Source organism: Leclercia sp. W6 (genome assembly GCF_003336345.1).
Taxonomy (GTDB): Bacteria; Pseudomonadota; Gammaproteobacteria; order Enterobacterales; family Enterobacteriaceae; genus Enterobacter.
Genome location: NZ_CP031104.1, coordinates 4,646,780 through 4,666,066, shown reverse-complemented (window position 1 = coordinate 4,666,066; position 19,287 = coordinate 4,646,780). Strand labels below are relative to the sequence as shown.

The following is a 19,287-nucleotide window of genomic DNA, read 5'->3' as shown; positions in this document are numbered from 1 at the left end:
TTGTTTTGGTACATCAGTCCATGACAAGTTGCGCATCATAAATGAATGCCCAAATCCGTGCAATTTTTATACAGGCGTCAGGACTGATTAAATTTATACAGCGGTAACAGGTAGCGTCGGGCCTCGTCGGTGATGGCCTCGAAGTACTCAGGTTCAAGGGTTCGCCACAGGCGTTGATACCAGACGTCGTCACCTTCCCCGCGGACGATCATGTTGCCTTCGTAGGCCTGCAAAAATTTGCTACGCGCTTTTTGCAGGGTCGCCTCATCCGTTAACATGGCATCATTTGTGGCGTCATAACAGGTTTTAATCCATGCCCCCCCACTTTCTGGCAGCAGTAGCAGCGGCGTGTTCATCCCCTGCTGGTAACCCTCAACCAGCTGCGACAGATAGTTCATGGCCTGTTCAGCAGAGAGCGCCGGGAAGCGCCATTCACCCTCTTTGCGGACAAATAACCGGCTCTCACCTTCGCCACCGCTCGCACAGTAGACAAGGTGTTCCAGCCAAAGTTGCAAACCTTGCGAAACGCTGAGTATCGACGGTCGCCAGCGCAGCAGCCCGTCGGGCTGCACGTGCTGTAGCCACCCCGTCAAATTCACACCGTTGCAGTTGAGATCGATCTCCATGCTCGTACCCGGCTGACGGCACTCAATCACCCGACCAGCCAGGGCCTGCATCTCCTGACACTGAGCCTCCCAGACGATCTCGCCGAAGGCGCCATAGGGCAGTTGACCTGCCGCGCGATATTGACGGAACAGCTTCTGCGCATCTTCCTGCTCCACCAGCGCATTCAGCAATTGCTGATTAAGCTGATAGCGGCTTAAGCCATCCAACGTAAACGGCTCGGCATCCGGGATCTCGCTCTCTTCGGAGCGGAAGTTAACCTGCAGCCGCATCTGGAAAAACGCCCGCACCGGGTGCGCCCAGAAACGCTGAAGCTGTTCAAAGGGAACGGTATCAAGCGCTAACGGCTTCAACGTCTGGATAAAGTCGCCATGGGCTACGCCCTCCCGTTTCGCGGCGGGCAGCCATTCCCGGGCATAGCTCTGCTGCTCGTTAGCCTTGTAGTTCTCCGCATCAAACGGCATACGGCTGTGACAACAGGTGATATGCGCTTTTACGCGCTTTTCGCTCTCATCACAGTTGAGCGCCTCATCGCCCGGCAGGTAGTGGCTTTGCCCGATGTAGTCCACCAGTTCCTGCACCAGCACGGAGGGGAACCGTTCGCTGTTATCCTGGATAGAGCGGCCGATATAGCTGATGTAGAGCTGCTGTTGCGCGGAGATCAGCGCCTCAAGGAACAGATAGCGGTCATCATCGCGACGACTGCGGTCGCCGCGCTGCGCATTCTGACTCATTAAATCAAAGCCCAGCGGCGCCAGCGCGCGCGGGTAAATGCCGTCGTTCATGCCCAGCAGGCAGACGACCTTAAACGGGATGGAGCGCATCGGCATCAGGGTGCAGATGTTTACCGGCCCGGCGAGAAAACGCTGGCTGATACGCTCCTGGTCGAGACGCAGGGTTAACTCATCCCGCAATAACGACAGGGGGATCGCTTCACCATAGTGCGAGGAGATCCCTTCATCGATGATCGCCTGCCACTGCTGCTCGATTAACGCCATCGCCGCTTCGGTTTCCTGATCCGGCAGGAAGAAATCATTGAGCATCTCACGACATACCGGCATCCACTCGTCGAGCGGGCGGGCTTTCATCAGCTCCCGACGCCAGCGGTTAAGCTGCATCAGCAGTGACGCCAGATGCCCGACCAACTCGGCAATTAAGCCGCTGGACTCATCATAAGGCAGCACGGCATTCCATTCCCCCTGGCTACTCTCCATGGCGTACCCGAGCAGCATACGCGTCAGGCCAAACTGCCAGGTGTGCTGGCCGGTGACGGGCAACTCAAACTCCTGCACGTTGTCATCGTCCATGCCCCAGCGCACGCCCGACTCGTTAACCCACTGGCGCAGGTAGCGCAGCGCCTCCTCGTCAATATCAAAACGAGCCGCCAGGACCGGGACATCCAGCAGGGCCAGCACATCTTCCGGGACGAAGCGGCTGTCCGGTAGAGAGAGCAGGCTGACAAACGCCTGCAGGGCCGGGTGCGATTGACGCGCACGACGGTCTGATATCGCAAACGGCAGATAGCGGTCGCCCGTCGCACTCCCAAAAACGGCCTGGATATAGGGGCTGTAGCTGTCGATATCCGCCACCATCACCACGATATCGCGCGGCGTCAGCTGCGGATCCTCCTCCAGCATCGCCAGCAGTTTGTCGTGTAGCACCTCCACTTCGCGCTGCGGGCTATGGCACAGGTGAACGGTCACGCTGCGATCGTCAGGATCGAGCCGGCGTTTGCTGTCACTGCGGGCAAACTCCGTAGCGGTGATGCCTGTCACCGCGCGGTTATCCAGCTCCAGAATGTCCCGCTGTATGTTATGCAGCAGGCTGTCCGGGGTGATATCCGCAAAGGCGTCGACATCCCCTTCCCCGGAGGCGGTCAGCTCCGAGAGCATATAGATATAGTCGCGCCCCAGCTTGCCCCAGGAGGCGAGCAGCGGGTTCGGCAAGTGCTGGATCCCCTGTTCGTCAAAGAGTTCAGAGGCCGTCTCGCTGTCTTTAAACAGCGGTACCGTGCCGTCATCAAACAGGCGACGACGCTGGCGCGTCACCATGCGGGCCAGCCAGCGGGCATCCTGAATATCTCCCCAGTAATGGCGGCAGGGGTTGGTGAAAAGAATATGAATGTCGATATGCCTGCCCAGGGCATTCAGCGCTTTCAGGTAGACCGGCGGCAGTGCGGATATTCCGCAGATAAAGATCCGGGACGGCAAACCGGCAGGCGTCTCAGAGGCGGACTCCAGGGTCGCGATAAAACGCTCATATAAATTTGCGCGGTGCCACTGCGGCTGGCCCAGCGCCTCAGTATGGGCGACCAACGCTTTCCACAGCGGCGCCTGCCAGATTTGCGCCTGGTCGAGACCGTCGACAAGCTCGCCCGCCTCCCAGCGCGTTAACCACTCCGGCCGATAGACCAGATACTGGTCATAGAGATCCGCCGTACGTGACGCCAGCTGGAACAGCTTCCGTTTATCGGTATCGTCATTCAGGTAGTGCCGCAGCATGACAAACTCATCATGGGTCAGCATCTCAGGCAGCAGCGACATCAGCTTCCAGCTCATGCTCTGTTTGCTGAATGCGCTCTGTTTTGGGATCTCCGGCAGTACGCGGACGAACATATCCCAGATAAAGCTGGCCGGCAGCGGGAAATCAATATTGGCGGCGATACCAAACTTCTGTGAAAGAGACATCTGTAACCACTGCGCCATACCGGTGCTCTGAACCATGATCATCTCTGGTTCAAAGGGATCGTCGAGCCGCTGCTGCTCGACAATAAATTCCATCAGTGCTTCCAGCACATCAAGACGGTTTGAGTGGTAGACCCTTAACATTGCTGCTCCAACTACTGGCTAACCGGGCAGTGCAGGCGTGTCATTTGACCCTGCCGACCCAGAGGAGAAATAAGTTTGACCGAGATGCTGACACATCCAGCCTGTGTTGTCTGCATCCTGTTTACCTGCCAGCCGCCAGGCGCATCCCCGGCGCTCAACTGGGACAGCGTCTGAGCATGACGCCAGAGCTGGCGATACTGCTCAAGCGTGACAAACCGACTGGCTAAAACACGATGGTAACCCGCCAGCGCGGTGACGACCATGACCATCAGCACCATTGCCAGCAGGACCTCCACGATGCTGAACCCTTTCTGTCTGGCTATTGTGGCTGACATAACGCCCTCTCCTTCAGGGGACAAAAATCGCTCCAGCCGTGGGGCAAAAAATGTACGCCGTCTGCCTTTACCTCGCCCAGACGCCACAACGTGATACTATCGCTGCTGGCGATAAGCAGTGCGCGCCCCCCGGTCAGACGTAAACAGACTCGCCAGGGCTGCAGAGGATGCTGCTGGCACGCATAGTCCACCTGCGTTTGCCAGTCGAGCGTTCTTCCCCACTCCAGCGCCGACTGGGCGGTAGCCTGATGCTGTATCGCCTGCCGTTCTGCACTGACGATACGCAGTAGCGCGTCGAGCTGCTGGTTAAGTCCGGCCAGCATCAGGCTACCCAGAATTAACAGCAGGAGCACCAGCGCCAGCGATGACATTCCCCGTTCGCGGCTCATAAATTAAACCCGGTAACGATGTGGCGCACCTCAACGCCGCCGTCACGCTGCGCGTTGACGGCGGCCGCCAGCATCAGACTCAGCTCCGGCGCAAAGCCTGCGCGGGCAATGCGCTGCACCTGAAAACGCAGGACCGTGATCCGGTCGGGATCGGTTATTCTCTCCCACCCCTTACCTTCACACTGTGTCGCGCCGCGCACTGTTTCCAGCGCACCGCCGTTCAGGCGAAACCCGGTCTGTTCCGCAGCGGCAGGCGGGGAGGTTTCCCAGCGGCCGCTGCTGTTTTCGTCCCACTGCACAATGACACATTCACCACCCTGCCCCACTTTTAACGCCTCGCCAGTGCACTCGCCCGCGCAATACCCCGCCCGCTGCAGATGTTTACCGATAGTGGTTATGCGTAGCCAAAGCTCTTCTTCAAGCTCCTGCTGTTTCGTGAGCCGCGTGACTGACTGCTGGAGCGCGGGCAAAAACCGCGCTGCGCTTAACAGCAGCACGCTGCTTATCGCCATCGCGATGAGCACTTCCGTGAGGGAAAATCCCCGCTGCTTTACCGGCATGCGAACGCTCCCTTGCCGTTGCACATCCGAATACGTCCCCATGAGGAGATGAGAATAAGCCACTCGCCGGCCTGGCTTTGCAGACGCACCCTTCCGGCCCAGGCGGTATCCCGCAAACCGTAAAATCCCAACCCCGGCGTTAACTCGGTAAGGCTGATATCCGACCACTGCGGGATTAGCACAAAGGCATTGTCCGCCTCACACGCGGGAATCCCCGTCTTTAACAGGCACCACCGCTTGCCGTCCTGTTTGAGTGTGACGATATGGTCGCGGTTATTTCGCCAGGCATCATTGCGTAGCACCACCAGAAAATCACGCACCTGGCGCGCCGTCTGCCATAGCTGCTGTTGCTGCTGCCAGGATCGCCAGCCGTACAGCCCCGCAGCGCTCAGCGTCATGATGAGCGAGAGGGCGATCAGCATTTCCATGAGGGTAAACCCCTTTTCCTTTTTCATGGCGGCAGTGTGCCGGGGGAAAAGAAACAGATCGAGGCGACATTAGGCGAATTACGAGGCGCTTTCCGCGCTTTATGAGGGATTGCAGCCCGTTGCAATTCTCGCGGAAGCAGGCTCGCAAAAGACGACGACAGGCGTAAAAAAACCGGCGCAGAGTGCGCCGGTTGTGTCAGGATTGCAGCATCAGACCGCTACAGGCGCTTTGATCCCCGGATGCGGGTCGTAGCCTTCGATTTCGAAATCTTCAAAGCGATAGTCGAAAATAGAGTCCGGCTTACGTTTGATAATCAGCTTCGGCAGCGCGCGCGGCTCGCGAGTCAGCTGCAAGTGGGTCTGCTCCATATGGTTGCTGTAGAGGTGGGTATCCCCCCCGGTCCAGACAAAATCACCCACTTCCAGGTCGCACTGCTGGGCCATCATATGCACCAGCAGCGCATAGCTGGCGATGTTGAACGGCAGGCCGAGGAAGACATCGCAGGAGCGCTGATAGAGCTGACAGGAGAGTTTGCCATCCGCCACGTAGAACTGGAAAAACGCATGGCACGGAGCCAGGGCCATCTTGTCCAGTTCGCCCACGTTCCAGGCCGACACAATGATACGGCGTGAATCGGGATCGTTTTTCAGCTGGTTCATCACGGTGGTGATCTGGTCAATGTGGCGGCCATCCGGCGTCGGCCAGGCGCGCCACTGCTTGCCGTATACCGGGCCCAGGTCGCCGTTCTCGTCTGCCCATTCGTCCCAGATAGAGACATTGTTCTCGCGCAGATAAGCGATGTTGGTGTCGCCCTGCAGGAACCAGAGCAGCTCGTGAATAATTGAGCGTAAGTGGCAGCGCTTGGTTGTGACCAGCGGAAAGCCTTCCTGCAGGTTGAAGCGCATCTGGTGCCCAAAAATGGAGAGGGTGCCGGTACCGGTACGATCGTTTTTTGGCGTGCCCTCATCGAGCACTTTTTGCATCAGTTCAAGATACTGTTTCATGATTCCTCAGGAGACCTGTTGCTGTGGACGACGGTACGCCCAGACCATCATTGCGATACCCGCGACGATCATCGGAATGGAGAGGATTTGCCCCATGCTGATGTACTGGACCCATGTCCCGGTAAATTGCGCATCCGGCTGGCGGAAGAATTCCACGATAATGCGGAACGCGCCATAACCAATCAGGAACAGGCCAGAGACGGAGCCCGTCGGGCGCGGTTTACGGATGAACAGGTTCAGAATGATAAACAGCACCACCCCTTCCAGCGCCATTTCATACAGCTGCGACATATGGCGCGGCAGGACGCCGTAGGTGTCGAAAATCGACTGCCATTCCGGGTGCGACGGCAGCAGAGCCATATCTTCGGCACGGGACTGCGGGAACAGCATAGTAAACGGTACGCTCGGGTCGACACGGCCCCACAGCTCGCCGTTGATAAAGTTACCGAGACGGCCTGCGCCCAGACCGAACGGGATCAGCGGCGCAATAAAGTCAGAGACCTGGAAGAAGCTGCGTTTGGTGCGCTTCGCGAAAATGACCATCACCAGAATGACGCCAATCAGGCCACCGTGGAAGGACATGCCGCCGTCCCAGACGCGGAACAGGTAGAGCGGATCGTTCAGGAAGACCGGGAAGTTGTAAAACAGCACATAGCCGATACGTCCACCGAGGAAAACGCCGAGGAAACCGGCATACAGCAGGTTCTCCACTTCGTCTTTGGTCCAGCCGCTGCCCGGGCGTTTGGCGCGACGGCCAGCCAGCCACATGGCAAAGACGAAACCGACCAGATACATTAATCCGTACCAGTGCAGCGCGACGGGTCCTACTGAGAAAATGACCGGATCAAACTCCGGAAAATGCAGATAGCCACTGTTCATCTGTCACCACAAGATGTTGTTATTCCGCTGAAAGTGGACAGCGGTAGAGAAGCGCGCAGAGGAGTACCCTGCGCTCCAAAGTTGCGAATCATAGCACAAGCGAGCGTGGAGGTTGCGCCAGAGATGTAAAAGATGTGTATAGGGGTTTGTATCCCCCGGCGCAGACGCTGAGGGATACCTGGTGCCTAACGTCCGCCGCGGATCAGCCCGCCCATGCCGCGACGCTCCATAAAGGCCGCCACCTGATGCCGCACCTCCGTTGCCAGCTGGGCTTCAAGACTGCGTTTCGCCAGCTGCTGGGCCTCTTCAAAGTCGATATGGCGCAGCAGATACTTCACGCGGGCAACGGAACGTCCGTTCATGGACAAGTGGCGGAAGCCGAGACCAATCAGGATCGCTACACACATTGAGTCGCCCGCCATCTCACCGCATAAACGCAGATCAATACCGTTGGCGTCCGCCTCGCGGGCAATCATCGCCAGCGCGCGCAGCATCGCCGGATGCAGGCTGTCGTAAATACTCGCCACCCGGGTGTTGTTGCGATCCACCGCCAGCATGTACTGGGTCAGGTCGTTGGTGCCCACCGAAATAAAGTCGACGCGCGTGGCCAGCTGCGGGAGCATAAAGACCATCGACGGGACTTCCAGCATCACGCCAATGCGCGGCTTCGGTATTTCGTAGCCGATCATCTCTTCGACTTCGCGTCCGGCACGCTCGATCAGGCGGCGGGCTTCGTCGATTTCGTCAATGCTGGTGACCATTGGCAGCAAAATACTGAGGTTGCCGGTCGCCGCATTGGCGCGCAGCATGGCGCGCACCTGGATCAGGAAGATCTCCGGCTGATCGAGGGTAATGCGGATCCCTCGCCAGCCCAGGCAGGGATTCTCTTCGCTGATAGGCATGTACGGCAGTTGCTTATCTGCGCCAACGTCCAGCGTACGTAGCGTCACCGGCTTGTCGTTGAACATCTGCAGCATGCCCTGATACTGCGCCACCTGCTCCTCCTCAGAGGGGAAGCCGCTTTGCAGCATGAACGGGATCTCGGTGCGGTAGAGACCGATACCATCAATACGGCTGCCGAGCTTCTCTTCATGTTCCGGGCTTAACCCAGCATTCAGCATTACCTTGATGCGCTCACCGCTTTTCAGCGCCGCAGGCTGGTTGACGTCGTCTTCCGCCAGACGGCTCAGCTCATTCTCTTCGCTGATAAGGCGCTGATATTCCTGCAACAGTACCGGTTCAGGATCGACCAGCAGCTCGCCGCGATAGCCGCCCACCACCAGCGTTCGGCGGTGCAGCGCAGAGGGCTGAATATCGGCCCCCATTACGGTCGGGATCCCGAGCGCCCGCACCATAATGGCGGCGTGGGAGTTGGCGGCGCCGTCGCGAACCACGATCCCGGCCAGTCTGTCCTGCGGCAACTCCGCGAGCGTGGTGGCGGAAAGCTCATCCGCCACCAGCACAAAGCGCGGCGGCCAGGTATTGGCAGCCTGAATGGTGTCATCGAGATGGAACAGCAGACGCTGACCTAAGGTACGCAGATCCCCGGCACGCTCTTTCAGATAGCCATCGGTCAGGGCGGCAAACTGTTCGGCGAATTTTTCGACGACCTTTTTGACGGCCCACTCCGCCACCGAGCCCCTGTCGACCTCATCAAACAGCTCCCGACGGAGCCGGGCATCAGACAACAGGTGTGAATAAAGATCGAAGATCGCTGCCGTCTCTTTTTGCGCACCTGCGGCATAGCGCTTGCTGTAGCGGCGAAATTCGTTGGCAGCCTCCTCCAGCGCGCCGGTCAGACGTTCGCGCTCAAGGGCGGTGTCCAGCGTAGAGGCTTCGTAAACCTGCTCCATGAGCGGCAGCGTGGCGTCCATCCAGCCTTCGGCGATCGCGACGCCGGGTGAGGCCGGCAAGGCGCGAATACGTGTCTGCCGGTACTGACCAAACAGCGCCGCGAGCTGGGACTGGGAGAGAATAGCCGCCATTTGCGTGGCCAGCGTAACGAGGAATGACTCCTCGCTTTCGTCGTACTGACGCAGCTCACGCTGCTGCACAACCAGCACGCCCAGCAGCTGACGACGCTGGATGATCGGTACGCCCAGGAAGGCGCGAAAACGCTCCTCTTTTACGGAGGGGATATATTTGAAGCTGGGGTGTTTTTGCGCATCGGCAAGGTTGATGGGTTCGGCCAGACGCCCGACCAGACCCACTACGCCTTCATCAAACGCCAGCGCAACGGTACGACCACGCGGTTTTTTCAATCCGCGCGTGGCCATAAGGTAGTAACACCTGCGGTCGTGGTCGGCCAGATAGACCGAACAGACCTCGGTTTCCATCGCAAGGCAGATATCAGTGACCAGAATATCCAGCGCCTCGTTGAGCCGTGGGGCACTGGCCACCTTCTCGACTATTTCGCGCAGGCGGGTGAGCATAATGTGCGTAGCTTAACCTCTTTTACGTCGCCAGGCAGGTGCGCTCTGGGGCTTAGGAGGAACCTCCTGAAGCATCATTACGGCACTTGCGAACTCTTTCATCACCCTACGGTAAACATCGCGCTTAAACGACACGACCTGCCGAACGGGATACCAGTAGCTGACCCAGCGCCAGCCATCAAACTCAGGCGTGCTGCTGGTTTGCATATTGATATCCGCATCGCTGCTCACCAATTGCAGAAGAAACCATTTCTGTTTCTGGCCGATACATACCGGCTTTGTGTCCCAACGCACCAAACGCTTCGGTAACTTGTAACGCAACCAGTTGCGGGTCGAAGCCAGAATGCGAACATCCTTGCGGCTTAAGCCAACTTCTTCGAACAGCTCCCGATACATCGCTTGCTCTGCGGACTCTCCAGGGTTAATCCCGCCTTGGGGAAATTGCCAGGAGTGCTGACCATATCGCCGGGCCCACATGACCTGCCCCTGGCGATTACAAATTACGATACCTACATTCGGGCGGTAGCCATCGTCATCAATCACCGGACTACCCCAAACTAAACCTTATATATAAATGATTGTTTCACACTCCAGTGAGGCGGTAAACCACTCTCTTTCGGGCCTGGAGCCGAATAACATTTGAATAACTCACAATTATCATCGGAGTTATAAACAGATGACCGCCCGGAAGGGCAATTTTATACACTTTTTCTGTGGATAGAGTTGTGAAGAAGTATGGAATTACCGATGGACAACCCAGATCACTCTGAATATTGCAGAGATTAGCGTTTTTTACAACTCTCTATTTTTCATTAGTTTAAATGAGATTATCTGTGAAATGCACAGCATTGTGTGATGCAGGTCACCTGAAAGATCGTTGTGCTGATGAAAGATCGAGCAACGTCGGTTTTATCCACAGATTGTGCCAATAAGTTAGGCACATTTTGTCTGAATTTTCGATTTTCGTCGCGCGTCAAGGCTGTAAATGGAAACAGTAGTGGGGGTTATTCCCAGTTATCCCATTTTTCTGTGGATAACTGGGTGTAAGATCCTGTTTATTGTCAGTGACCAGATTTGGACAACCTGGATAACCGACCGGCAGCGCAGGGGAAAATGCCCATAAAAATACATATAAATCACTAACCTGGCACATGCAAAAAGAAAAAGATAAACTCTTTCAGTGCGGTGGAAAACTGCTGTTCATTTTTCAACCAAAAGGCAATTATCATGCTTCCCCTCGCTCCCCTCTCTTCGCCTCCTGCTACAGAAGCGGTGTTACTGCAACAAGCGCAGCGTCTGGCGGGCTATTCGCTGGGTGAACTCGCTGCCCTGGCAGGCCTGCCCATTCCGCCCGATCTTAAGCGCGATAAAGGCTGGACAGGCGTTCTGCTGGAGCTGTGGCTGGGTGCCAGCGCGGGCAGTAAGCCTGAACAGGATTTTGCCGCCCTGGGGGTAGAGCTCAAGACCATCCCCATCGACAGCGCAGGCCGCCCCCTGGAGACGACGTTTGTCTGCGTGGCGCCGCTAACCGGCAATACGGGGATCACATGGGAGAGCAGTCACGTGCGGCATAAGCTGAAACGCGTGCTGTGGATCCCGGTTGAAGGGGATCGCGCGATCCCGCTGGCCGCCCGTCGCGTGGGAGCCCCGCTGATCTGGAGCCCGAACGAAGAAGAGGATCGTCAGCTGCGTCTGGACTGGGAGGAGTTGATGGACATGATCGTTCTGGGTCAGGTTGAGCGCATCACTGCCCGCCACGGCGAGGTGCTCCAGCTACGGCCAAAAGCCGCAAACAGTAAAGCGCTCACCGAAGCCATTGGCGCACGCGGCGAACCGATCCTCACCCTGCCCCGGGGCTTTTATTTGAAAAAAAACTTCACGGGCGCGTTGCTGGCACGTCACTTTCTTCTGAATACCTGACTTTTTAGCCAGAATGTTGCTTTTTATCACACATTTCCCTGTTTTTTCAGAATTGACCACTTTCAGAAAAGCAACGGCAGAGTTATTACTACACTGATAACTAACACGAGCCAGGCGGAGGTAACAAGAATGAAGAAATGGGCAGTGATAATCTCGGCAGTTGGTTTAGCGTTTGCCGTTTCTGGTTGTAGCAGCGACTACGTCATGGCGACCAAAGATGGTCGTATGATTCTGACCGACGGCAAACCCGAAGTCGACGATGATACCGGGCTGGTCAGCTACCGCGATCAGCAGGGTAACAATATGCAGATTAACCGCGACGAAGTTTCACAGATTATAGAAAGATAATAATAAAGGTCAGCGGCTTGCTGGCCTTTTGATTTTTCTCTTCCCCTCTGTCATGTTTATAGTCCTTTGTCGGGAGTTTCCTGACGCAGATAACATGTCAAATAAGGAAGCCGGCTATGCATTATCACCGTATCCCCCATAGCGCTCTTGAGATAAGCCAACTGGGGTTGGGCACGATGACATTTGGTGAACAAAATAGCGAAGCCGATGCCCATGCACAACTCGATTACGCCGTCAGCCAGGGCATTAACCTGATTGATGTCGCGGAAATGTACCCGGTTCCGCCACGTCCTGAAACGCAGGGCTTAACTGAAACCTACGTCGGCAACTGGCTGGCAAAGCGCGGTAATCGCGAAAAGCTGATTGTCGCCTCCAAGGTCAGCGGCCCCTCCCGCAATAACGACAGCGGCATTCGCCCGAATCAGGTCCTCGATCGTAAAAACATCCGCGCCGCGCTGGACGCCAGCCTGACGCGTCTGCAGACCGATTACCTCGATCTCTATCAGGTTCACTGGCCGCAGCGCGCAACAAACTGCTTTGGCAAACTGGGCTACAGCTGGAGCGACAGCGCCCCTGTTGTCACGCTGCTGGAAACCCTGGAAGCGTTAACCGAGTGCCAGCGCGCGGGCAAAATCCGCTACATCGGCGTCTCTAACGAAACGGCGTTCGGCGTGATGCGTTATCTGCACCTGGCGGACAAGCACGACCTGCCGCGTATCGTGACCATTCAGAACCCGTACAGCCTGCTGAACCGCAGCTACGAAGTGGGTCTGGCGGAGGTGAGCCAGTATGAAGGTGTTGAGCTGCTGGCGTACTCCTGCCTGGGCTTTGGTACGCTGACCGGTAAGTATCTTAACGGCGCAAAACCGGCGGGAGCGCGTAATACCCTCTTCAGCCGCTTTACCCGGTACAGCGGCGAGCAGACGCAAAAAGCGGTGGCAGCCTATGTCGATATCGCCAGACGTCACGGGCTCGATCCGGCGCAGATGGCGCTGGCCTTTGTGCGCCGTCAGCCGTTTGTCGCCAGCACCCTGCTGGGCGCGACCACCATGGAGCAGCTGAAAACGAATATCGAAAGCTTCCATCTGGAGTTGAGCGAAGAGGTGTTAGCGGAGATTGAGGCGGTGCATCAGGTGTATACCTATCCGGCACCGTAATAAACGCAAAAAGGCAACGACAGTTGCCTTTTTAGTTTCATTGGTCGGGTAAGGCGAAGCCACCACCCAACAAGTCGCTCCGGCGGCGCTTCGCTTGCCGGGCCTACAAGGTCAAAGGCGGATTTCGTAGCCGCCGCCACATCATCGACGACGCTGCCACACCCAGAGCGCCGCTATCGCCACCGCAAACAGTCCGCCAAACCCGACGCCAATGCCCACCACAGGCACGCCCACCTTCACCGCAAGCGAGTAAAGACCGAGCATCAGCAGCATGGCGGCGTTTTCGCCGAGATTTTGCACCGCGATGGCATTTCCCGCGCCGACGGTATGCTTCCCGCGTTCCTGGAGCAGCGCGTTCAGCGGCACCACAAAGAAGCCCCCGCAGATCCCCATCAGGAAGAGCAGCGCATAGGAAGGCAACAGCGCATGTTGCAGGGCGAAGATCAGCACCACCAGGCCGATCAGGACCCCGGCAGGCATGCAACGGGCGACGGTTTGCAGCGTCACCAGCTTCGCCGCAGCCCCCGCGCCCAGCACGATCCCCACCGCCACCATGGCGTTGAGATAGGTCGGCGTGGCGTTATCGGTAATGCCCAGCGCCGTCGGCACCCAGAGCACCAGCAGGAAGCGCAGCGTCACCCCTGCCCCCCAGAACATGCTGGTGCCCATCAGTGAGAAACGGGTTTCGCCGTTACGCCACAGTACGCGACAGGCGTTAAAGAAGCTGGCGGTCATCGGCGTAAAGCGCCAGGACTGCCCCGGACGCGCCGCCGGCAGTTTCGGGATAAACAGGTTGGCAAGCACCGCCCCGCCATACACCACGGCACAGACCCCCAGCGCCGCCAGCACGTGCCAGTCCGCCAGCACGCCGCCGGCTACCGAGCCCAGCAGGATCGCCGCAATGGTGGAGGCCTCCATCAGCCCGTTGGCTTTCACCAGCTTATCGCCGGTGGTGAGTTCACCGAGAATGCCATATTTAGCCGGGGAGTAGGCTGCCGCCCCGACGCCCACCAGCGTATAGCCCACAAACGGATTGACGCCAAAGCAGATACTCGCCGCCCCCAGCAGTTTCAGGCTGTTGGCAAACATCATCACCCGCCCTTTGGCGAAGCTGTCCGCCACCTGGCCAACAAAAGGGGCAAAAATGATGTAAGCGCCCACAAACACCATCTGCAGGATCGGCTGGCTCCAGTCCGGGTAAAACTGGGATTTAAGCAGCGCCAGAGTGGCAAACAGCAGCGCGTTATCACCAAAGGCAGAGAGAAACTGGGCGGCGATAACCGCCATCATCCCTTTCGACCAGATGGATGTGTTAGTAGGTACTGACTCACTCATCATGCGGCTCCGCCTGTTCAACCATGCCTTTCAGGGTGACAAAATCCGGCTTACCGCTGCCCAGCACCGGAAGTTGTTTGAGATAACGAATATCACGCGGCACAGCCAGTTCAGGGATGCCATGTTCGCGCGCCTGTTGCAGAAGTCGCTCGCGTTTCAGTTCGCTGTCGGTGGTAAAGAGCACCAGGGCTTCACCTTTACTGGCGTCGGCCTTCACCGCGGTGGCGTGCATTTTGTCAGGGGATACCCCCAGCGCCAGCTGCTCCACCATCTCCAGCGAGACCATTTCACCGGCGATTTTGGCGAAGCGCTTCGCCCGTCCCTGGATCTGCACGTAGCCCTGGTCATCGAAGCGCACGATATCGCCAGTGTCGTACCAGCCGGTCTCCACCTCGCCGTTGGCGTTTTCCGCCGTTGGCGCTTCCAGCACGCCCGGATTTTCCACCCGCAGATAGCCGTTCATGATGTTCGGCCCTTTCAGCTGCAGACGTCCGCCCTCTTCAATGCCCGGCACAGCGAGCAGACGGGCGTCCATTCCCGGCAGAATGCGTCCTACCGTTCCCGGTTTGGCCGCCATCGGCACGTTAATAGAGACCACCGGCGCGCACTCGGTCACGCCGTAGCCCTCCAGAATGCGCAGGCCAAATTTATCCTGCCACAGCTGGCGGGTGCTCTCCTGCAATTTTTCCGCTCCGGCTACCACGTAGCGCACGCGATGGAAATCATACGGATTGGCAAAACGGGCGTAGTTGCCAAGGAAGGTCGAGGTGCCGAAGATCACCGTACAGTTACGGTCATAGGTCAGTTCAGGCACGATGCGATAGTGCAGCGGGCTCGGGTAGAGGAATACTTCAGCACCGGTCAACAGTGGCGTGAACAGCCCCACCGTCAGGCCAAAGGAGTGAAACAGCGGCAGCGCCGACATAAAGCGATCCCGGGCGGTAAAGTCGGCGATGGTCTTTATCTGCTCGACGTTAGCCAGCAGGCTTTTGTGGCTGTGAACCACCCCCTTCGGGTTCCCCTCCGAGCCGGAGGTAAAGAGGATCACAGCGGCATCTTCCGGCTGCTGTTTAACCTGCGCCAGGTGCGGCATCAGCAGGTGAGCAAAGATCCACAGCTTATCGCCGAGGGTGACTTCCGCCTTAAGATCTTCCAGAAAGACCCAGCGTACCTGAGTAAGCTGCTCCGGCAGATGCCAGAGTTTGCCTTTATCAAGAAACGTGCGTGAGGTGAAGACGGTCTTGATCTGCGCGGCGGTGAAAGCGCTGCTGAGCCCTTTCACCCCTGCGGTGTAGTTGAGCATGGCCGGGACACGGCCACGGGAGACGGCGCCAAAGATCACCGCCGCGCTGATCCCGGCGTTCGGCAGCATCAGGCCAATCTTCTCCCCTTGCTGGCTGTATTTCTCCAGAATACGGCCGACAAACAGCGTCTTGGTCAGCAGCTTGCGATAAGTATCAGGCGCAAAATTGATGTCATCGATGCAGTTTTTCTTCGCGCCATAACGGTACATCGCCGTCAGCAGCGACTCATACAGCGTTTCACGCGGACGCACCGCCATGCGGGCTTCCATCATGATCTGATGCAGCATCTCCCCGGCGATCTTACGTCGGTCGCGGGCGCGGGGCGCATCGGGCATCGGCAAGGTGGTTGGCGGCAGCAGATGCAGGGTAATCCGCGGGAACAGGCGCTGCTTCACCAGTCCTTTCAGGCGGCTGAAAAAGGTCAGCTCCGCGCCTTCAATGCGCACCGGCACTACCGTCGCGCCCGATTTCGCCGCCACAAAGCCCGCGCCGTCATAAATTTTCATCAGCGAGCCGGTGATGGAGATGCGCCCTTCCGGGAAGATCACCACCGGGCGTCCCTGCCCGATCAGACGCACCAGATGTTTGATCATCATCGGTTTGGTGGGATCGAGCGGAACGAACTCAATCACGCTCGACAGCCAGCGCATGTACCACTGCTGGCTGATGGAGGTGTAGACCGCAAAGACCGGGCGCACGGGTAAAAACAGCGCCAGCAGAATGCCGTCAATAAAAGAGACATGGTTGGGGGTAATAATAACGCGTTCAGCGTGCAGAGCCTGGGTGTCGCCAGTCAGACGGACGCGAAAGAGGATACGAAACAGTGTGCGGAAAAACCCAAATAGCATTTCAACTCCCTTTGCTTTTCAATTAGCCGGGTTACGGTAAATTGTGGCAGATTACACGAGAAGTGCGGTGGGAGCGACAACCGGATAGGGACAAAAAAAACCTGCGCATCTGCGCAGGTTGGTGCAAGAGATGAGTACGCAGTACGTACTAAGAATTCTCACCAATCAATACCTCTGGGATCTTGATTGTGGCTCCGGGCCCTCGACTTCACCAGCGCAAAAAAGCAAGGGAATGAGCCGAATTGCAACCAGGTGTGAATTTTCTCCCTGGCTGTTACATGTTGAACAACAAGCAAAAAAAAACCTGCGTAAGAACGCAGGCTGGTGTAAAGCGTGTCAGTTAACCCGGGGTCAACTTCACCTATCAATACCTCTGGGATCTCAAATGTAGCAACGCGGCCCAAACCCCTGCCAGCAGACAATCGCAACAGCCTGAGGCAAAGTGTAACCAAAGATTCAAATTCACCCTCTTCTGTCACGCTTCGCTGTGTAACGATTACACCGTTTCCGCCAGCGTTTCTCACCTTTGTGAATTGCCTCACCGCCCTGCGCTTGAATACGCCTCACTTTTCCGCAACACTATTGAGTGTGTAAACGCTTACCCTAACAAGAAGGTAGAGAATGGCGACAATAAAGGATGTGGCCCGACTGGCGGGTGTTTCCGTCGCCACGGTTTCACGTGTGATCAACAACTCTCCGAAAGCCAGTGAAACCTCCCGCCAGGCGGTGCTGACCGCCATGGAATCCCTGAACTATCACCCCAACGCCAACGCCCGGGCGCTGGCTCAGCAGTCTACCGATACCGTCGGGCTGGTGGTGGGCGATGTCTCCGATCCCTTTTTCGGCGCGATGGTCAAAGCCGTCGAGCAGGTCGCCTACCAGACCGGTAATTTTCTGCTGATCGGCAATGGCTACCACAACGAGCAGAAAGAGCGTCAGGCGATTGAGCAGCTGCTCCGCCACCGCTGCGCGGCGCTGGTGGTGCATGCCAAAAAGCTGCCGGATGACGAGTTAGTCCATCTGATGAAGCAGATCCCCGGCATGGTGATTGTGAACCGCATTATTCCCGGCTATGAACAGCGCTGCGTGGCGCTGGACGATCGCTACGGCGCCTGGCTTGCTACCCGCCATCTGATCCAGCAGGGGCATACCCGTATCGGCTATCTCTGCTCCAACCACCCCATTTCGGATGCCGAAGATCGGCTGCAGGGTTATTACGATGCGCTGCGTGAGAATGACCTGCCCTGCAACGATCGCCTGGTCACTTATGGTGAACCCGACGAGCGCGGCGGCGAGCAGGCGATGACCGAGCTGCTGGGACGGGGGCGTAACTTTACGGCGATCGCCTGTTACAACGACTCGATGGCCGCCGGGGCGATGGGTGTGCTGAACGATAACGGCATTGACGTGCCGGGGGATATTTCGCTGATCGGCTTCGATGACATTCTCATCTCCCGCTATGTGCGGCCGCGCCTGACCACGGTGCGCTATCCTATCGTCACCATGGCGACCCAGGCGGCGGAGCTGGCGCTGTCACTGGCGGATAAACGCCAGCCGCCGGAAATCACTCACGTATTCAGCCCGACGCTGGTGCGTCGTCACTCCGTTGTGCCGCCCGCAGAGTCCGCCAGCGAATAGCGGTAGAGATGAACGGTTTTGTCCGGGTACTCCAGACCGTCACCGATATAGTGCCAGCCGTAGCGCTCATAAAAATCGCGGCAGGCAGACCAGAGATGCAGTTCGCTAAAGCCGCTCTCTGCGGCGTAGCGCTGAACATGCCGCTGTAACTTCCCCGCCAGTCCCTGTCCGCGCGCCGCGTCGTCCACATACAGCGCCGCCAGCCAGGGATGGAGATCCTGGCGGGTAATCAGATCGCAGCGCCATAACCCCACCGTGCCGAGCAGGCGTTTCCCTTCGGTAGCAATAAAGGTGAGCGGCAGCGCGCCGGGGGTCTGGCTATAGGTCACGACGCTGGCAAAAAAGTCACGCGACAGGCCGTCACCAAAGGCCTGCCACAGCCAGTCAATCACCTGCTCCGCGTGATGCGGGGCGGCGTACAGCGGTTGAATAATCACATCAGTTTCCCCTGGAAAAGGGGGACCGACTCAAACAGGTAGCCGTCAAAGTCCGGGGCGTCCTCGTCGGAGAGCTCCAGCAGACTCTTTTTGACATTTTCCAGATGCTGCCACATCGCCTGCCAGGCACCCATCACGTCGCGACGGCGCAGGGCGGCGAGGATGGTTTGTCTGTCGCCCAACCACTTCAGGCGATACGCCCGGCTGGCGATATGGGCATTGAACTGCTGCCAGAGCGGGCTGCTGTCCATGTGATGCCAGATACTTTCGACGGTGCCCAGCAGCATCTGATTCTGCGTTGCCCCCGCCAGCACCAGATGGAACATTTTATTGTTGTCCTGGCTGTTATCGTTGGCGGCGATCGCCCGCTGCTCTTGCTCGATGATGCGGCGCAGGTTATCGATGTCCGCCCGGGTCGCCATCTTCGCAGCAAAGGCGGCAATGTTACTTTCAAGCAGCTGGCGCGCCTGCAAAATCTCGAACGGGCCGACGTCGCTGTGAAAGAAGCGCTCTTCCTCGTTCTCATGCTCTTCAGGAATGCGCATCACGTAGACGCCGGAACCCTGACGAATATCCACGGTGCCCTGTAGCTCCAGCATCAGCAGCGCCTCCCGCACGATGGTACGGCTGACGCCGTAGGTTTCCGCAATGTTGCGCTCCGGCGGCAGACGTGAGCCCACGGGATAGTGCCCCTGGACGATCTGGGCGCGTAAATCCTCGCCAATCTCCTGGTACTGCTTCTTTTCCGCCGGGACGACAGCCTTATCCACGTTATCACCTGTACTGAGAGTTAATGCGCAGGCCGGGCAGCTTCCCGGCC

The 19,287-nt window shown here is 57.8% G+C and carries 17 protein-coding genes; 4 read left to right on the top strand and 13 right to left on the bottom strand.

Translation table 11 applies throughout. From position 1 onward, the window contains the following. Positions 1-77 precede the first annotated feature (77 nt). The 9 genes from recC to rppH all read right to left on the bottom strand — a co-directional run bounded on the left by recC (position 78) and on the right by rppH (position 10,023). A complete protein-coding gene (recC, locus tag DVA43_RS23035) occupies positions 78-3,452 on the bottom strand; it encodes an exodeoxyribonuclease V subunit gamma (RefSeq protein WP_114316884.1) in 3,375 nt (1,124 codons plus the stop codon). An 11-nt stretch (positions 3,453-3,463) separates the two neighbouring features. Continuing rightward, entirely contained in the window at positions 3,464-3,787 is a 324-nt protein-coding gene (locus DVA43_RS23030; RefSeq protein ID WP_114316883.1) for a prepilin-type N-terminal cleavage/methylation domain-containing protein, read from the bottom strand. Continuing rightward, positions 3,772-4,176, bottom strand: a complete 405-nt coding sequence (locus DVA43_RS23025; RefSeq protein ID WP_114316882.1) for a DUF2509 family protein — start codon at positions 4,174-4,176, stop codon at positions 3,772-3,774. The genes DVA43_RS23030 and DVA43_RS23025 overlap by 16 nt, the downstream gene beginning before the upstream one ends. Further along, positions 4,173-4,736 (bottom strand): prepilin peptidase-dependent protein, encoded by a 564-nt coding sequence (locus DVA43_RS23020; RefSeq protein WP_114316881.1) that lies wholly within the window; start codon positions 4,734-4,736, stop codon positions 4,173-4,175. The genes DVA43_RS23025 and DVA43_RS23020 overlap by 4 nt, the downstream gene beginning before the upstream one ends. After that, on the bottom strand, positions 4,727-5,191 hold the full coding sequence (locus DVA43_RS23015; protein WP_114316880.1) for a prepilin peptidase-dependent protein: 465 nt from the start codon (positions 5,189-5,191) through the stop codon (positions 4,727-4,729). The genes DVA43_RS23020 and DVA43_RS23015 overlap by 10 nt, the downstream gene beginning before the upstream one ends. A gap of 183 nt (positions 5,192-5,374) precedes the next feature. After that, positions 5,375-6,169: a thymidylate synthase gene (thyA, locus tag DVA43_RS23010; protein ID WP_103180965.1), complete on the bottom strand. Its 795-nt coding sequence runs from the start codon at positions 6,167-6,169 to the stop codon at positions 5,375-5,377. A gap of 6 nt (positions 6,170-6,175) precedes the next feature. After that, positions 6,176-7,048: a prolipoprotein diacylglyceryl transferase gene (lgt, locus tag DVA43_RS23005; protein ID WP_103180966.1), complete on the bottom strand. Its 873-nt coding sequence runs from the start codon at positions 7,046-7,048 to the stop codon at positions 6,176-6,178. A 185-nt stretch (positions 7,049-7,233) separates the two neighbouring features. Beyond that, on the bottom strand, positions 7,234-9,480 hold the full coding sequence (ptsP, locus tag DVA43_RS23000) for a phosphoenolpyruvate--protein phosphotransferase (RefSeq protein WP_114316879.1): 2,247 nt from the start codon (positions 9,478-9,480) through the stop codon (positions 7,234-7,236). A gap of 12 nt (positions 9,481-9,492) precedes the next feature. Next, positions 9,493-10,023: an RNA pyrophosphohydrolase gene (gene rppH, locus DVA43_RS22995; RefSeq protein ID WP_103180968.1), complete on the bottom strand. Its 531-nt coding sequence runs from the start codon at positions 10,021-10,023 to the stop codon at positions 9,493-9,495. Between the two features lie 684 nt (positions 10,024-10,707). Here rppH and mutH point away from each other — a divergent pair. The 3 genes from mutH (at position 10,708) to DVA43_RS22980 (ending at position 12,905) form a co-directional block, all read left to right on the top strand. Further along, the gene (gene mutH, locus DVA43_RS22990; protein WP_103822739.1) at positions 10,708-11,400 is read left to right on the top strand and encodes a DNA mismatch repair endonuclease MutH; all 693 of its coding nucleotides are present in this window, start codon (positions 10,708-10,710) and stop codon (positions 11,398-11,400) included. A 129-nt stretch (positions 11,401-11,529) separates the two neighbouring features. Continuing rightward, positions 11,530-11,748, top strand: a complete 219-nt coding sequence (locus DVA43_RS22985) for a YgdI/YgdR family lipoprotein (RefSeq protein ID WP_039029896.1) — start codon at positions 11,530-11,532, stop codon at positions 11,746-11,748. 116 nt (positions 11,749-11,864) lie between these two features. After that, entirely contained in the window at positions 11,865-12,905 is a 1,041-nt protein-coding gene (locus DVA43_RS22980) for an NADP(H)-dependent aldo-keto reductase (RefSeq protein ID WP_103180970.1), read from the top strand. Between the two features lie 141 nt (positions 12,906-13,046). Here the strand turns inward: DVA43_RS22980 and lplT are convergent, their stop codons facing one another. Further along, entirely contained in the window at positions 13,047-14,240 is a 1,194-nt protein-coding gene (lplT, locus tag DVA43_RS22975; protein ID WP_114317189.1) for a lysophospholipid transporter LplT, read from the bottom strand. Next, positions 14,233-16,392, bottom strand: a complete 2,160-nt coding sequence (gene aas, locus DVA43_RS22970; protein ID WP_114316878.1) for a bifunctional acyl-ACP--phospholipid O-acyltransferase/long-chain-fatty-acid--ACP ligase — start codon at positions 16,390-16,392, stop codon at positions 14,233-14,235. Before aas ends, lplT begins: the two co-directional genes overlap by 8 nt. 621 nt (positions 16,393-17,013) lie before the next feature. Between aas and galR the strand changes: the two genes are divergently transcribed. Next, positions 17,014-18,030 carry an HTH-type transcriptional regulator GalR gene (gene galR / locus DVA43_RS22960; RefSeq protein ID WP_114316876.1) on the top strand — a complete coding sequence of 339 codons (1,017 nt, stop codon included), beginning with the start codon at positions 17,014-17,016 and terminating at the stop codon, positions 18,028-18,030. Here the strand turns inward: galR and DVA43_RS22955 are convergent. Both DVA43_RS22955 and DVA43_RS22950 read right to left on the bottom strand, forming a co-directional pair. Continuing rightward, the gene (locus DVA43_RS22955; RefSeq protein WP_103822742.1) at positions 17,991-18,467 is read right to left on the bottom strand and encodes a GNAT family N-acetyltransferase; all 477 of its coding nucleotides are present in this window, start codon (positions 18,465-18,467) and stop codon (positions 17,991-17,993) included. The genes galR and DVA43_RS22955 overlap by 40 nt on opposite strands. Next, positions 18,464-19,237, bottom strand: coding sequence for an FCD domain-containing protein (locus DVA43_RS22950; RefSeq protein ID WP_114316875.1), 774 nt, complete (start codon positions 19,235-19,237; stop codon positions 18,464-18,466). The genes DVA43_RS22955 and DVA43_RS22950 overlap by 4 nt, the downstream gene beginning before the upstream one ends. Positions 19,238-19,287 lie beyond the last annotated feature (50 nt).

Bases quoted from the DNA above. Each gene is read 5' to 3' on its own strand.
- recC (WP_114316884.1), bottom strand. From the start codon at position 3,452: ATGTTAAGGGTCTACCACTCAAACCGTCTTGATGTGCTGGAAGCACTG.
- DVA43_RS23030 (WP_114316883.1), bottom strand. From the start codon at position 3,787: ATGTCAGCCACAATAGCCAGACAGAAAGGGTTCAGCATCGTGGAGGTC.
- DVA43_RS23025 (WP_114316882.1), bottom strand. From the start codon at position 4,176: ATGAGCCGCGAACGGGGAATGTCATCGCTGGCGCTGGTGCTCCTGCTG.
- DVA43_RS23020 (WP_114316881.1), bottom strand. From the start codon at position 4,736: ATGCCGGTAAAGCAGCGGGGATTTTCCCTCACGGAAGTGCTCATCGCG.
- DVA43_RS23015 (WP_114316880.1), bottom strand. From the start codon at position 5,191: ATGAAAAAGGAAAAGGGGTTTACCCTCATGGAAATGCTGATCGCCCTC.
- thyA (WP_103180965.1), bottom strand. From the start codon at position 6,169: ATGAAACAGTATCTTGAACTGATGCAAAAAGTGCTCGATGAGGGCACG.
- lgt (WP_103180966.1), bottom strand. From the start codon at position 7,048: ATGAACAGTGGCTATCTGCATTTTCCGGAGTTTGATCCGGTCATTTTC.
- ptsP (WP_114316879.1), bottom strand. From the start codon at position 9,480: ATGCTCACCCGCCTGCGCGAAATAGTCGAGAAGGTGGCCAGTGCCCCA.
- mutH (WP_103822739.1), top strand. From the start codon at position 10,708: ATGCTTCCCCTCGCTCCCCTCTCTTCGCCTCCTGCTACAGAAGCGGTG.
- DVA43_RS22985 (WP_039029896.1), top strand. From the start codon at position 11,530: ATGAAGAAATGGGCAGTGATAATCTCGGCAGTTGGTTTAGCGTTTGCC.
- DVA43_RS22980 (WP_103180970.1), top strand. From the start codon at position 11,865: ATGCATTATCACCGTATCCCCCATAGCGCTCTTGAGATAAGCCAACTG.
- lplT (WP_114317189.1), bottom strand. From the start codon at position 14,240: ATGAGTGAGTCAGTACCTACTAACACATCCATCTGGTCGAAAGGGATG.
- aas (WP_114316878.1), bottom strand. From the start codon at position 16,392: ATGCTATTTGGGTTTTTCCGCACACTGTTTCGTATCCTCTTTCGCGTC.
- galR (WP_114316876.1), top strand. From the start codon at position 17,014: ATGGCGACAATAAAGGATGTGGCCCGACTGGCGGGTGTTTCCGTCGCC.